The sequence below is a fragment of the Enterococcus wangshanyuanii genome, assembly GCF_002197645.1.
GTDB classification, from domain to species: Bacteria; Bacillota; Bacilli; order Lactobacillales; family Enterococcaceae; genus Enterococcus_L; species Enterococcus_L wangshanyuanii.
Map to the genome: position 1 here is coordinate 438,725 of NZ_CP021874.1, position 15,083 is coordinate 453,807.

The window sequence follows — 15,083 nt, forward strand, 5'->3', positions numbered from 1 at the left end:
CAGGAAATTCCCAAAATTCTTATCTTTATACAATTGATTATAAACCTAGGAATGGGGCAGGATTTACAAAGCCGCTCCATAAACCAGTAGAAATACTAAAATGTAAATGAACGCCAGTTGAATTACCAGTTGTTCCCATACCACCTAATGTTTGTCCCGCACTAACACTTTGCCCAGCTGAAACGCTCAGACTGCTCATGTGTAAGTAGTAAGAGTAATAGCCGTTATCATGTTTGATAACAACATGGTTGCCGGCCATACCACCATAATTTGCTGTTACGACTTCACCGCCGCGAGAAGCCATGATCGGAGTGCCACTAGCGCCCCCAAAGTCGATGCCGTCATGGAAAGAACCAGAAATCCCCGTAGGATCTTCTCTTCCACCAAATCCGCTTGTTACGATCATACTTGCGACAGGAGAAGCCCAACCGCCCGAAGAAGTCGGCGGAGTCACAACTTCTTGACTGTCATTAGAGTCTGAAGGGGTCTCAGCACTATTATCTGCGCTTGTATCTGGAACTGTGGTAACAGTTTTCTCTGAATCAGATGTTTTTGAAATAGCTGCAGCTTGTTGCTCTTTTGCCGCTAATTCTTTTGCTTGTTTTTCAGCGATCGCTTTTGCTTCAGCTTCTTTTTTCTTTTCTTCAGCGATTGCTTTTAATTGAGCTTCTTTTTTCTTTGCAGCTTCTTCTTTTTGTTTAACAAATTTCTCTTTTTCTGCCTTTTCAGTAGCAAGAGCAGCTGAAATTTCATTGATTTTCACATTTTGTTCTAATTTCGCTTCAGTCAATGCAGCTTCTTTTTCTTCAAGCTCTGCAGTTTTTTGTTCAAGCGTTTCTAATGTTTTGGTTAAAGAAACTTTTAAATGATCAAGTTCTTCTTTGTCTTCTTTTTGAGCGGTCAAAATATCATTGTTCGCAGTGACTAATGTGTTTACTGCCAATACTTTAGAAATAGCATCTGAAATCGACTCAGAATTTAAAATGACTGCTAAAACAGATTCTTGTTCATTATTCGTTTGAGTAACTCTTGCTTGAGCATTTAACTGGTCATTTCTTTTTTTGATCTTTGTTTCCAAAGTTGCGATATCTGTATTTAGTTTGTTCATTTCTTTTTCATGCTTTTGTTTTTCAGAAAGTACAGATTGATACTCATTTTCAATGGTCTCTATTTCTGTCTCTAAAGTAGCTAAATATTCTTTAGCATCTTGTTCATTCTTTATGATTTCTTCAATTTTCTTCGTTTGAGCATCGATTTTTTGATCGATATCCTCAGCAGATACACTCATAGGTGCTGCATGAACTAGTAGTATAAATGAGAGAGTAAGTAATAATTTCTTTTTCAAAGTGATATCCTCGCTTTTTAAATTTCATATTTTAGAAAATGGAACAAGTATCGTTGAGTAAAGAACATCCAACTGCTATTTTTGAACCATTATATATTCTTCAATAACACAAGTTAAAGTATACCATAACCCACGAAGAATAATCCTTTATGAGCCATAAGATTAATAAAAAACGACGAAATTTAAAATCCGGAAATAAACTTATCATCTAATTGTAATATATGACATTAAGATTTTATAGAAACAAAAGTATTAGAAAAATACTTTAAATTACTTTTCATTATGATCGATGTAGAAGGCATCCAACAGGGCTAAAAGAGTCTCCTTCTCTTGAGCAAATCTTTTTTGAATCGTTTTGTCAGATAATTTCTTTTGATTTGTTTGTTTATCACTGAGTGCTGAGTAATTTACGATTTTTTCTTTATGGAGATTATCATAGGAAATATCGTTAGTCACAATGTCAGCTATGATAGAGAAAATCTGTGTAAGAGAAGGCAGAAGCTGATTTTCTTCAGTACGCTCTAATAAATCGAATAATTGAAATAAAAGGATATCATTGATTTGCTTCTGACTTGATCTGTGAAATAAGGCATCGATTTTGGGTAGAAAATCTGTTCTGTATTGATCGTCCTGTTCGATCCTATAAATCATCGAATCTTCTGAAATCACTAAATTATTTTTTTGTGATCGGCTGATTTGATAAGTTGTTTCAAATAAGTTTGGAAATAGCTCATGAGCAATGGTTAAAATTTCTAAATCCTGTAAGTATGAGATCTTTTGCTTCTTTAAAGTTTGCATCAATTGTTGTAATTGCTCTTTTTGAAGAGAGCCATTTAATCTATTTTGAGAAAGTAATCGAACGACATATTCTTCAAAGCTGCCGTAACGAATCCAATTTACTGTTGTATTACCAAGAATAGCCAATTTTTCTAAACGTTCTTCTTTTGGCAGATTATTACCTTTTTCCCAATTGTTTACTGTACTGGCACTAGAATTTCCTACTAATTTTGAAAAACGTGCCATAGAATAATTATGCTGGCAGCGTATATCTTTGATTCGCTGTCCTGCTGCTTTTAAATCTATTTTCAAGATAGTACCTCCTGTTTTTTCTCTTCTCTACTATATCACTTTTTAAAGATTAATTGTAGTGTTTAATTATCAATTTGTCGTTGCTTTTTGTTCTTTTGAATGATAATCTATTTTTATACCGAAATAGTTTCATTCGTTTGGTGAAGGAGGTGAAAGTACGACATGCTATTGAGCTGATTTAGCTAACAATTTTAGTTTATTCCTTTGTTTTAAAAACTGGTACATAAAATTATAATTGTCTATCTCAGCATTTTGTTTTTATTTATTTTTACCGAAATTTATTCATTATTTATAAAAAAGGGGGAAGAAGAAAATGAAAAAAACGGCCAAATTGGAAGAACGCAAAAATTATTTATTGTATGAATTTTTGGAAAAATTGAATAAGGAAGTTCCTTTTCAAAATGACGGACGAAAACTAGAAGAAGCATTTGTTCAGCAATACAAGATGATGGTAAACATGTCATTCAGTGCGAATATTTTATATAAAGGGCTTGATTATGCTTCACGACTTTATAATCATATCGCTAAAATAGAATACACACGTTTGCACAAATTCATCATCTATCATCAGTTTGATCCCCAGTACACAGAAATGTTATTAAAAAGAATCAAGAAGGCACACAATGAATTGGTTCAAAATTCTCCTAGAACAAAAAAATCTGAGGGCGTAGAAATATTTTATGGGTTCACCGGTGGAAACCGTAAAAAGTATAAAATGAACCGTAAAGCGATCACTCAAATGTATATTGTGATAAAAAAGGCATCTGAACAAAACCGATTGAAATTTGCGCAAGAGTTATGGTATAGGGGCTACCAAAAATTGAAAATGAAAAAGGCAGCTATTTGTTGGCGACTAAAAAGTTATACATGGCGTTAAAGGAACTCCTTAATGAATAACATACGCATAAAAAATCTTTTTATTTGCGGCGCAATAATGATTTTTCTAATTTGTGTACTCAAAAGTTTGATTATCTAATACAAAAACTGAATAAAAAATGAAAATCGATGAGTCCTGCGTAGTTTATCTATGTAGACTCATTTTTGTATTTAGAAGACATCAAAAACTAATTATTGGGGGAACACATAGGAGATGGATTACAAAGAACTTATTGATTACGATGCCAGAAAATTACTAGATCTTTTCTTATTACTTGCTTCTGCTGATGGCAAAGAAAAGTTGGAGATATTCTCAAGAAAATTATCTATAAATGCAAAAACGATTTTGCGTTACATAAAGAAGATAAAGCTTCTTATCAAACAATTTCAATTAGAGGCGGAGTTATCGATCAGTCGCAAATCCATAAATTACTATTATTTAAAAAAATCTAGTGATTATTATGTAGAAATATTTTTAACTAGATTTTTGTGTGAGCTCCCTGAAATTATTTTTTTGAAGGCAATAATAGACGATACAACTATTCAAACGAAAGAATTTTCAGAAAGACTTTCAATTAGTGAGTCCAGTTTAAGAAGACGAATAAAAAAAATCGATTTATGGTTACGCAAAAGTGGACTCTCTTTAAGAAGAGGCAGTTATCAACTTGTGGGAGATGAAGTACAAATCCGGGCATTTATTTTGCATTTTTATTGGCTTGTCTATCGAGGAACCATCGGCAGCTTTCTCTCATCTGAAATAGAATCTAGTGATAAACTAGCAGAAACGATCATTCATTTTTTTCAGATTAAAATCAACGATCTTCAGAAACTATCTTTTTCCCGCATGATCCAGATTGCATTATGGCGCGAAAGCAATGGCCATCAGATTCGTCAAAAAAGTGAGTGGTCTCCTTATTTAAAAGAAAGTGCCATTTTTTCAAATTTTGTTCAGACGATTGTAAAAGAAGGCTTCGCTAAAAAAATACCTCTGTCAGAATTTGCGTATCTGTATTTAATGATTCAGGCAAATTTTTTACCCTACTATGGTGCAAGTATGCAAGCTTTTATTATTGAAGAACATTTTTTGAAAAAAACCACCTGCTATTTAAATACGCTAATAGCAACAACTAGATTTCGACAGATTTTTTGGGAGAAAAAGATCGAGCATTCCAAAGCAAGTGTGATAAGCTTTCTCTCTTTTCACTTACTTTATGAATTAGTTTCTGATTTATCATTCGAGCGAAATCGTTCTGTCAACAAACTGCAGGAAATGTACCCTAAGTTTCTGAAAAGGATTCATACGTGTGTTGATGAACTGATAGTAGAAATTCCAATCTATAAAAAAGTGAAGAGAGAGTTACTTGTTCATCGCTATTTCACAATCTTATCGACACTTACATCACCGGTTTACAATGAAAAAAAGATCGTCATTTGTTTGATGACAGATTTCTCCATGGAAAAAGAATATGAATTAGGTAAGCGAATCACTGCTTTTTTTCAATACAAATATAATTTAGTCGTTATTTATGCTCGAACATCCAGTACGATCGGTTATGCAACGCTTATTTTAACGACCACATACCACCAAAATTTATTTCATCAGTGTGAAAGGCCAGTGATGCTAATCGATATTGAATTTTGTGAAAAACAGTTTTTTCAATTGGAAAGATACCTAAAAAAAGTAATTAATTGAAGCCCTTTCATCGAGTTGTGGTAAACTATAAAAGTAAAGACAAATTTAGGAGGTTTCACAGTGAAGAAAATTCAATTTGGAACGAGTGAATTAGAGGCAGCATCAGTTATTCTTGGGTGTATGAGAATGAATGGAGCAGAAAATCCTACAGAAGTAATTGAAACAGCATATGAAAATGGCATTGACTTTTTTGACCATGCTGATATTTATGGTGGAGGAGAATGCGAAACGATCTTTGGTAAGTCCTTAAAAGAATCCACGATCAAAAGGGAAGATATCATTATCCAAACAAAATGTGGCATTCGTAAAGGAATGTTTGACTTCTCGAAAGAGCATATTGTTTCTTCTGTGGAAGGCAGTTTGAAACGCTTAGGTGTAGACTACATCGATGCATTATTACTGCATCGTCCTGACACTTTGGTAGAACCAGAAGAAGTTGCTGAAGCTTTTGATCAATTAGAGTCTCAAGGAAAAGTGAAATACTTTGGTGTAAGTAATCAAAAACCACTGCAAATTGAATTGCTGAAAAAAACGGTTAAACAACCATTGCTGGCAAATCAACTACAATTTGGAATCAAGCACACTGGAATGATCGATCAAGGGATTCATGTCAATATGACCGATGAAGCAAGTGTTGACAGAGATGGGAGTATTTTAGATTACTCTAGATTGAATCAAATGACGATTCAAGCTTGGTCTCCTTATCAATATGGCTTTTTTGAAGGTGTTTTTCTCGGAAATGAGAAATTCTCAGAGTTAAACGAAACGCTAGATCGTATTGCTAAAAAGTACGATTGCTCATCAACTGGTTTAGCAACTTCTTGGATTTTAAGACATCCAGCTAATATGCAAGTGATTGCTGGAACGATGAATACTGCGCGTATCAAAGAGATAGCAAAAGCAGCTGATATCGTGCTTTCAAGGGAAGAATGGTATGAAATTTATCGCGCTGCGGGGAATATTCTACCTTAAGATATATGTTTTTCATATAATCTTCACAATGATTGAGTATCATTTCTGTTGTAAAGCAATCCTATTTTGTGTGTGAATAATATAAAAAGTCCATTCCATATGTGGGGAATGGACTTTTTTGATCAAAGATACTTGCTTTGGTTCGTTGGTAATGACGCTGTTTGCTGAAGTAGTGTTTTTATTTGTTCCTCTATTTTATTAGCAAGTGAGTGATCTTCCAATATTTTCATATAGTCTTTCAATACAAATAGTTTGGTCAAATAATAATTATTTTCAGTTTGCTTGTAATTCAAAATATCTGTATTCAAATGAAAATTGACTAAATAATAATGACTTGGAAAATAAAAAATGAATTCTTTTGTTTTCTTTAGTAATAGTTGAACAAAAAGATAGTCATTGTTATTTAAAGCGACAGAAGTCATTGTAGTCAGTGCCTGATGAAAAGCCTGTTGATATGCTTGAGTAAGTGAAAGGTAGTCAGAAAAATCATCAAGCTGTTCAATGATTTTCAAACCTGCATATTTAGCTGTTTTATATGTCAGAAAAGTACACATATCCGAAAACAATGTTAAATCGATGGTAGAAAAAAAGGTTAATCTGTTTATGTATGAATGCAATTGATTTAAATCAGATTCTGATATTTGTTCAATTTTTTCAACGTCGAGCTCATTCATCCTCTTTTTACAAAATAAATAATCGTGAAAATGTTTGATACTTTGTTCTTTCTTTTTTTCTAATGTGTTGTACAGTTTTTGAGGATAGTCATGTGAAAGATTTTCTCTTGTATATTCAGCACATTTTTTTCGATAAAATTCAGGAGTTTGACCGCCCATTTTTAAAAAGAGAAAATCATCGTAGCTTACATGCAAGCGCTCAAGCAACTCAACCAAGATCTGAACTTGTATACCGGTTTGATTTCTTTCTATCTTAGAATACGTATGCCTTGAAATGATTCCTTGACAGCACTCTAGTTGAGTAAGTTTTCGATAGGTGCGCAGTTGTTTTAATACTTCTCCATCTGATTTTGTTTTCATAGTAATCGCTCCTTTTTTATTGATTTCAAGAAAAGATTATAGCTGAACTATTAAAAAAAATTAATAAAAGAGTCGATATTTCGCTCAAAAAGACGAAAATAAATCGTTTTTGAGAAGGAGATAGTTAAAATTTGCGCTTTTTTCAATGATCGATGGTAACTTATTTTCAAAGGATCTATAATGAGAGAAATGGGAGAACAAATAAAATGAATGAAGAATGTGGTAAGCATTGTTATTTATTACTAAAAGGAAGTTGATTTTAGTATCAAGTTCGTAATATAAAAATCAAAAAATAGTTGTTTTATTTTTAAAAGCATGTTAATTTAAAAGAGTATTGAAGTTTAACAAGAAGAAACTAATAAAAAAAATAGAGATGCGCTAGTATCACTCGCCAGGTTTCTCAGGCCTAGGTCAGCATAATACTAGTCCACAATAAAACAGCGTGTACTGATTTATGTGGAATGCACCCCTGTAGCTTACTGAAGCAAGCCACATTCTAGAGTATAGCAAAGTTTTCAGATTTTTGATAGAGAAAAAAGCAGCTTTTTATTTTTCTATCACTAGTAAGAATAAACTTTCGTTTTGTATTACTCGCATTTTGTTTGTGTGTTTATTTGAGCTAGGGCGCGTTACACTTAATAAGTGGCGCGCCCTAGCTTTTTTGTTATTAGTTTCTTCTTTTTAAGCTTTACTTAAAAATGAAGAAGCGTTGTTGGAGGTGTTAATTTGGCAAGGAAAGATTCTATAAAAATGACAAAAGAGGATATTATTTCCTCAGCTAAATCAATGAAGCTGTTTGGCCAATCTGTTCAATGGACTGTAAATCCGGAAAATCAAACGATCGAAAAACGTGTAATGTATTTTGAAGAAGGGAAAAAGGGAAAGCAATATACGGTTGTTGAGTCGAAAATAATAGAAAACATTTATGAAGACGTTCATATGGTTTTTGATTGTAAAAAGACAATGATTGCTAAACGTTCAAAGCAAGGTGCAGCTCTTTATTATACGGGTAAAGGTGATGTTTACAATAGTATTCTCCAACGCCTAGCCTATAACCAAAAATTGAAGCTCAATGCTAAAGTATATCAAATGAGTAAAAAATAGCGACAGAAATTGAATATCCGGTGAGTCCACCGCTTTCGTTATCAGTACAGCTTAGGGCGAAAGAGTAGAACCGAATGAGGTATTGCTGTGACATTGAGAGACTTTTCAAGTATTCTGCTCTCATAGAGTTTGAAGTTTCGATTGCTATAAACTTCACGATAGGACATGAGTTTTCTCACTCATTTTTTTAGGCAGGTTAAAATTTAGTTACTTTTATCGCCGACAAAGAATAGACAAGACTCAGGTAAGACGACAAAAAGGTCGTCTTTTTTTGTACCTAAAAGGAGGGACAGCAATGGAAATTCGATCACCGCCGAAGAAAGAAACAAGCATAAAATAAATGATTAAGTGGGGGAAAATAATGAAAATAAGACAACAGAAAATTCTTACATGGCTTGTTCTTTTCTTTATGCTAGCTTCAAATTTTATATTTGTGATACAGCCAATCACAGCTTATGCAGAAAATGGGGTAGAAAACAGTTTAGTTGATGATGAACAGAGAGATCAATCGATCGACGCTACAGACAGTCAAACGATCGAAACAAGCACTGAGGAACTAGAAACTCCAAATGAATTAGAAGCAGCGTTTCCAGAGCCAGTGATTGAAAAAGATTCGTTGCTTGAGGAAGAAAGCACTGAAGAAAATACGGAGCAAGAACGATCAGGTGCTGAATTAGCTGCAAGAGCAGATCCATATAGTGTAGAAGGCTTGACTGATGCAGAAATCATTGCTTTAGCTAATCATATGTACGGCTCTTATGCTAGTGTAAATCCAACCTTTGAAGTTCATGTAACAAATGATCAAGGTGTTGTCCTCAATATACCTTTTGCGAGAGCTAGAGGCGTTGGATCAGTAGAAAAGCTGATACCAATGTCCTATTCAGTAAAATTAGATCAAACTTGGCTGATTATTGCCTTGCATGTTGAAAAGTTTAGAATAGATGGAGGTATTGCTTATTGTGTTCAGCCAGGAGTTGAGTTTGGCCAAGGTGAAGGTTATGTTCCGCATCCTTCAATAGGTTTGATCAATGAGAACCAAAAACAGATAATCAACAATATCATCAATTTTGGCTCCAATGGGAATGATTCTGATGAGTTATATATGGCAACACAGTTTTATATTTGGGAAGCTTTAGGATATACAGTTCAAAGTGATTTGACTAATTATGCTGCTTATAAGAGTCAAATTGATGCTAGAGCAGACAATCATCGGACAAAACCTAGTTTTGATAATCAGGAAATCACGGTCAAAGCAGGTGAAACTGTACAATTGAATGATAGTAAAAATGTGTTCAATTATTATCATGAGATCAGAAACGACGGAAATACAAGTGTGTCAAAAGATGGAAACACGTTGAAGATCACTCCTTCTATAAACTCTAATGATGGAGAGATTGTTTTTCAAAGAAATTCTCCTGTTTCCGGTGTTCAATATTTTTGGGTGAAAGAAAATGCTCAAACGATGACAACAGCCGGTGAAGCTCAATCGACACAAACTAAAATTCGCGTCAAGGTTGTTAAGACTGGTTCGGCAGCGGCTCAAAAATTTGATGAAGAGGGCAACCCGCTTGCAGATGCTGTTTTCAGATTTGAATATGATGGGATAGTTGAAGAGCGAACAACAGGTGAGGATGGCTTGGTCAATCTTGATGACATTTTAATGGGGACAAGTGTAACGATCACAGAAATTCGTGCTCCTGAAGGTCGTGTTATCGATAACATTCCACAAACAGTCGTGATCGAGCCTGGACAAACGATTACAAAAACATTCACGAATCGTTGGGCTCAACAACCAATCAAATTGATCAAACGTGAAAAGGATGCGAATCGACCGTTAAAAGATGTCCCATTTGCTTTATACAAGCTGACTGGTGTGACAAAAACACTGATTGGTGAATATAAAACAGATGACAATGGAGAAATAAATATCGAACGACTTTTATATAATAGGGATGGTTACCGATTTGTTGAATTGGAGCCGCTGCATGGTTTTTTACCAAACACAACAGAATATGATTTCAACGTTACGGTGGAAAACGATGGGAAATTAATAGAGCTCATCGTTGATAATGAGCCTAATCCAGTAGTGCTCAATACAACTGCAACTGGAAAAAATGGGGAAAAATTTGTTGATCCGACAAAAGAAATCGAATTAGAAGATACGATTTACTATAAATGGCTATTTGCTGGAAGAACCTATCAGTACACTGCGAAAATCGTCGATCAAGAGACAGGCGAGGTTCTTGAAACACTTCAAGGATCATTTGTTCCGCCAGCTTATGAAGGTTTTCATGTGGTAAAAACGACTGTAGATGGAAATAAATATCGTGGAAAAAAACTTGTTTTCTATGAATACATCTATGACACCCTAAGTAAAAAAGAAGTAGCCAAACATGAAGATATCAATGATGAAGGACAATCGATAAAAGTCAATGATCCTAAAATAACTACAAAAGCACAGGGAGAAGATGGCAGGCAACAATTTAACCCCTTAACAAAAGTTCCAGTCAAAGAAACAGCTTCATTTACTGATCTTGTTGTCGGACATAAATACACAACGACTGTTCAGGCTTATAGATTAAATGATAATACACCATATGATGATGCTTTGGAAACGAAAACATTCATTGCAACAAGCCCGACGATGGAAGTGACATTTGATTTTATTTTAGATGGCAAAGACCTACAAGGGAATGGACTTGTCTTTACTGAAAAACTTTTTTACGAAAGTGAAGAAGTAGCCAATCATGAAGATTTAGAGAATGGAGATCAAACCGTTTCATTTACTGATCCTGAGATTTCTACAAAAGCTCATGGAAAAGATAAACAACAGAAATTTGACCCGTTAGCGAAAATACCAATTAAAGAAACCGCTGTTTTTACTGACCTAATTATTGGTGATGAGTATAAGGTAATTGTTCAAGGATACCGCTTATCGACGGGGGAGCCTTACGAAAAAATAAGGGAAGAAGCTGTGTTTACAGCGACTGAAACAAAAATGAGCTACAGTTTTGATTTTGTTTTAAGTGGAAAAGAATTAGCTGGCGATGGCATCGTATTTACTGAAAAATTATTGTTCAACGATGAAGTCATTGCAGAACACAATGATTTGACGAATAAAAAACAAACGATTCAATTTACCGATCCCAAGATCACGACTTTGGCTCAAGGGAAAAACAGAGAGAAAATCTTAGTCCCAGCACAAAATACAACAATCCAGGAAACAGCTAAGATTACAGGCTTGATCATTGGACATAAGTATACTGTAAATGTGAATGGGCATCGCTTATCAGACGGAAGAGGCATTGACGAATTAACGAAGCAAAAAACGTTTATTGCAGAAAAAACAGAGATCACACTTTCTTTTGAGTATCAGATCGATAGTCAATTATTTAGTAATGACGGGATCGTATTTACAGAGACTTTACTGACTGAAAATGAAGTAATAGCTGAGCATTTAGATTTAGAGAATGAGAAGCAAACAGTACGCTTCAAACCACTAGTAAATAATACAAGTACTTTGCCAGCAACTTCTGGTCCGAGGTCATCATTACCGAGCACAGGAGAAAATGCATCAGAAAACCTAGCTCTATTTGCTTTATTCATGTTGATTCTATGCGTGATCCTTCAATTAGAACGTCGAAAAAAACTAAGATAGAATAAGAAATGAATATCTAAAAGCTGATGAACGATCACAGCTTCCATAAGTTGAAAAAATCTATTCTGAAAAATTTTCAGACATCTACAATGAGACAAAGACAAAAGTAATTGATTCAAAGAAGGAGAGCGAGACAAAACTAAACATCCGTTTTGTTTCGCTTTCTACACTTAAAATAACGGCGAGAAAAAAGCAGCTACTACTTTTTATATAGTGATTTTTCTTAGTGATATTAGAGAGAAAAAAATCAGTCTTCCCCAAAAATAATAATACATGTAGAAAAGATGCATCAAAAAATAGTAGTTAAGAAGAAGGATTTTATCGAAGAAAAGTTACATTTTAGAAATCTTTCATTCACATTTTATTCATAACTTCCTTGTATTGTTTAACTATCGAAACAAAACAAAAAAAGTGTGTGTTTGTTTCATTTGTGTGAATCCTAATGTTCCGCTCTGAATGTGTGCAGAGCGGTTTTTTTGTGCCTTAAATTTGAATGTGACCTTTCCTTTCTTCTCTACTGCAAAGTTTTAAGATTTTTGTTAGAATAGAGAAGGACACCAGTTTGCTGAAGATAAGGAGAAATAGAATGACAAAAAAGAAGTTATTATTAGTAGATGGGAATAGTGTAGCGTTTCGAGCGTTTTATGCTGTTCAAAATTTTGAGTCATTTAAAACCAAAAATGGCTTACATACAAATGCGATTCTATTTTTTAACAATATGTTAGACAACATTATGCAAAAAGAAGAGCCAAGTCATGTCTTGATTGCTTTTGACGCAGGAAAGACGACCTTCCGCCATGCTTTTTTTGATGACTATAAAGCTGGTCGAGCTAAAACTCCAGGTGAGTTTAAGGAACAAATGCCTTATATACGCGAGCTGATCGATGCTTTGGGTATACAGCACTATGAGCTGCCGGAATACGAAGCTGATGACATCATTGGGACTCTTGCACGTCGTGTGGAAGCAGATGATTTTGAAGTAGTTGTAGTCTCAGGAGATAAAGATTTAACGCAATTGGCTGATAAGAATATCAGAGTAGAGGTGACTGCAAAAGGCGTTAGTGAATTAGTCACTTATACACCAGAGTTTATTAAAGAAAAATACGGCTTGACCCCTCTACAAATAATCGATATGAAAGGTCTTGCAGGAGACAGCTCAGATAATATACCCGGAGTGACTCGGGTAGGTGAAAAGACAGCGATCAAACTGTTGACAGAGTATGGTTCGGTAGAAGGCTTATACGAACATATCGATGAGCTGAAACCAAGCAAGATGAAAGAAAACTTGATCAATGATAAAGAACAGGCCTTTTTAAGTAAAAAGCTTGCAACGATCGATGTCAATGCACCGATCGACATTTCGATTGATAATCTAGTTTATAATGGAAAAAATTTAGACAAATTAGTTCCTTTTTATCGTGAAATGGAATTTAAACAACATTTAAGTAAATTGAATATTCAAGAAGAAGCTGTTGATTTAGCGGATGTTCATTTTGATGTTGTTGATACGTTTACAAAAGAGATGTTTACAGAAGATATGGCGTTGTATGTAGAAATGATGGAAGCCAATTATCATACATCGCCGATCGTCGGAGTAGCATGGGGAACAAAGAAAAAGATTTATACAACAAACAATTTGGCTCTTTTTGAAAGTCAGCCTTTTATCGACTGGCTCTTGTCAGATAAATATCAGAAAGTCGTGTATGATGCGAAACGTACGTATGTATCACTTAATCGTTATGTTGGCAAAACAAAAGGTATCAAGTTTGATGTATTGCTGGCGGCATATTTATTAGATACGAACGACAATAGCACGGATATTGAAGGTGTTGCACAATATTACGGATATGGTGACATTCAATCAGATGAAGCGATCTATGGAAAAGGGGCTAAAAAAGGATTACCTGAAGATGAAGAAGTATTCTTTAGTCACTTGGCAAGAAAAGTCAATGCGATCCATTTTCTGACAGAAAAACTGGATCATGAATTAGCTGAAAAAAATCAATCAGATCTGTTCTATAAAATGGAATTACCCTTGTCTCGTATTTTAGCTGATATGGAAATTACTGGAATCAGAGTAGATGCTCAGCGATTGAGAGATATGCGTATCGAATTTTCAGACCGTCTACGTGAAATCGAACAAAAAATCTATGCTGAAGCAGGTGAAGAATTCAACTTGAATTCGCCAAAACAATTAGGTGTGATTTTATTTGAAAAAATGGGCTTGCCGGTCATCAAAAAGACGAAAACAGGCTATTCAACAGCGGTCGATGTTTTGGAGCAATTGAAAGAGCAGGCACCGATCGTCGAAGATATTTTGGTGTACCGCCAAATCGCCAAAATCCAATCAACGTATGTAGAGGGCTTACTGAAAGTAATTCAGCCTGACGAGAAGATTCATACACGTTACGTGCAAACATTGACACAAACTGGACGTTTAAGTTCGATCGATCCAAACCTGCAAAATATACCGATCCGTTTGGATGAGGGAAGAAAAATTCGTCAAGCATTTGTTCCGAGAGAAAAGGATTGGCTTATTTTCTCTTCTGATTACTCACAAATTGAATTGCGTGTATTAGCACACATCTCAGACGATCAGCACTTAAAAGAAGCGTTTATTGAAGGGCAGGATATCCATTCCAGTACGGCGATGCGGGTCTTCGGTATTGAAAAAGCAGAAGATGTAACGCCAAACATGCGTCGTCAAGCAAAAGCAGTGAATTTCGGGATCGTTTATGGAATCAGTGATTATGGCTTGTCTCAAAATCTAGGAATCACTAGAAAGCAAGCACAGGAATATATCGATACGTACTTTGAAAAATACCCAGGCGTTAAAAAATATATGGAAGAGATCGTTCGTGATGCAAAAGACAAGGGCTTTGTTGAGACATTGTATCATCGTCGCCGTTATTTGCCTGATATCAATTCGCGAAACTTCAATTTACGTTCATTTGCTGAACGTACAGCGATCAACACGCCGATTCAAGGAAGTGCGGCGGATATTTTGAAAATCGCAATGATCGAAATGGATCAACGCTTAAAAGAAGAAAACATGCAGGCGACTATGCTACTTCAAGTGCACGATGAACTCGTTTTTGAAGTCCCTGAATCTGAGCTTGAGAAACTAAATGACTTAGTCAAAGATGTGATGGAAAATGCTGTTGCTCTTCATGTGCCTTTGATTACAGACAGCAGTTGGGGCAAAACATGGTACGAAGCAAAATAAAGAAATAAATGAATTAGAAAGAGACTGGTTGATCGATTGGTTCAGAGGGTGCTTAAGCTTAGAAATAAGTTCCTTTGTTTCAACGC

The 15,083-nt window shown here is 34.9% G+C and carries 9 protein-coding genes; 6 read left to right on the forward strand and 3 right to left on the reverse strand.

Annotated features, from left to right (window positions below):
* Positions 1-37: 37 nt before the first annotated feature.
* Together CC204_RS02055 and CC204_RS02060 are read right to left on the reverse strand one after the other, a co-directional pair.
* On the reverse strand, positions 38-1,345 hold the full coding sequence (locus CC204_RS02055) for a murein hydrolase activator EnvC family protein (protein ID WP_088268583.1): 1,308 nt from the start codon (positions 1,343-1,345) through the stop codon (positions 38-40).
* Between the two features lie 270 nt (positions 1,346-1,615).
* A complete protein-coding gene (locus tag CC204_RS02060; RefSeq protein WP_088268584.1) occupies positions 1,616-2,434 on the reverse strand; it encodes a helix-turn-helix domain-containing protein in 819 nt (272 codons plus the stop codon).
* A gap of 313 nt (positions 2,435-2,747) precedes the next feature.
* Here CC204_RS02060 and CC204_RS02065 point away from each other — a divergent pair, with 313 nt between their 5' ends.
* From CC204_RS02065 to CC204_RS02075, 3 genes are all read left to right on the forward strand, one after another.
* The gene (locus CC204_RS02065; protein WP_088268585.1) at positions 2,748-3,311 is read left to right on the forward strand and encodes a hypothetical protein; all 564 of its coding nucleotides are present in this window, start codon (positions 2,748-2,750) and stop codon (positions 3,309-3,311) included.
* A 213-nt stretch (positions 3,312-3,524) separates the two neighbouring features.
* Positions 3,525-5,003 carry a helix-turn-helix domain-containing protein gene (locus CC204_RS02070; protein ID WP_088268586.1) on the forward strand — a complete coding sequence of 493 codons (1,479 nt, stop codon included), beginning with the start codon at positions 3,525-3,527 and terminating at the stop codon, positions 5,001-5,003.
* Positions 5,004-5,063: 60 nt separating this feature from the next.
* Entirely contained in the window at positions 5,064-5,975 is a 912-nt protein-coding gene (locus tag CC204_RS02075; protein ID WP_088268587.1) for an aldo/keto reductase, read from the forward strand.
* Between the two features lie 122 nt (positions 5,976-6,097).
* Here the strand turns inward: CC204_RS02075 and CC204_RS02080 are convergent, their stop codons facing one another.
* Positions 6,098-7,009 (reverse strand): helix-turn-helix domain-containing protein, encoded by a 912-nt coding sequence (locus CC204_RS02080; RefSeq protein ID WP_088268588.1) that lies wholly within the window; start codon positions 7,007-7,009, stop codon positions 6,098-6,100.
* 726 nt (positions 7,010-7,735) lie between these two features.
* Between CC204_RS02080 and CC204_RS02085 the strand changes: the two genes are divergently transcribed.
* The 3 genes from CC204_RS02085 to polA all read left to right on the forward strand — a co-directional run bounded on the left by CC204_RS02085 (position 7,736) and on the right by polA (position 14,997).
* Positions 7,736-8,113: a hypothetical protein gene (locus tag CC204_RS02085; RefSeq protein ID WP_088268589.1), complete on the forward strand. Its 378-nt coding sequence runs from the start codon at positions 7,736-7,738 to the stop codon at positions 8,111-8,113.
* 361 nt (positions 8,114-8,474) lie between these two features.
* The gene (locus CC204_RS02090; RefSeq protein WP_088268590.1) at positions 8,475-11,771 is read left to right on the forward strand and encodes a VaFE repeat-containing surface-anchored protein; all 3,297 of its coding nucleotides are present in this window, start codon (positions 8,475-8,477) and stop codon (positions 11,769-11,771) included.
* 586 nt (positions 11,772-12,357) lie between these two features.
* Complete coding sequence (gene polA, locus CC204_RS02095; RefSeq protein ID WP_088268591.1) at positions 12,358-14,997, forward strand: DNA polymerase I; 2,640 nt, start codon at positions 12,358-12,360, stop codon at positions 14,995-14,997.
* Positions 14,998-15,083 lie beyond the last annotated feature (86 nt).

Bases quoted from the DNA above. Each gene is read 5' to 3' on its own strand.
- polA (WP_088268591.1), top strand. From the start codon at position 12,358: ATGACAAAAAAGAAGTTATTATTAGTAGATGGGAATAGTGTAGCGTTT.
- CC204_RS02070 (WP_088268586.1), top strand. From the start codon at position 3,525: ATGGATTACAAAGAACTTATTGATTACGATGCCAGAAAATTACTAGAT.
- CC204_RS02065 (WP_088268585.1), top strand. From the start codon at position 2,748: ATGAAAAAAACGGCCAAATTGGAAGAACGCAAAAATTATTTATTGTAT.
- CC204_RS02080 (WP_088268588.1), bottom strand. From the start codon at position 7,009: ATGAAAACAAAATCAGATGGAGAAGTATTAAAACAACTGCGCACCTAT.
- CC204_RS02090 (WP_088268590.1), top strand. From the start codon at position 8,475: ATGAAAATAAGACAACAGAAAATTCTTACATGGCTTGTTCTTTTCTTT.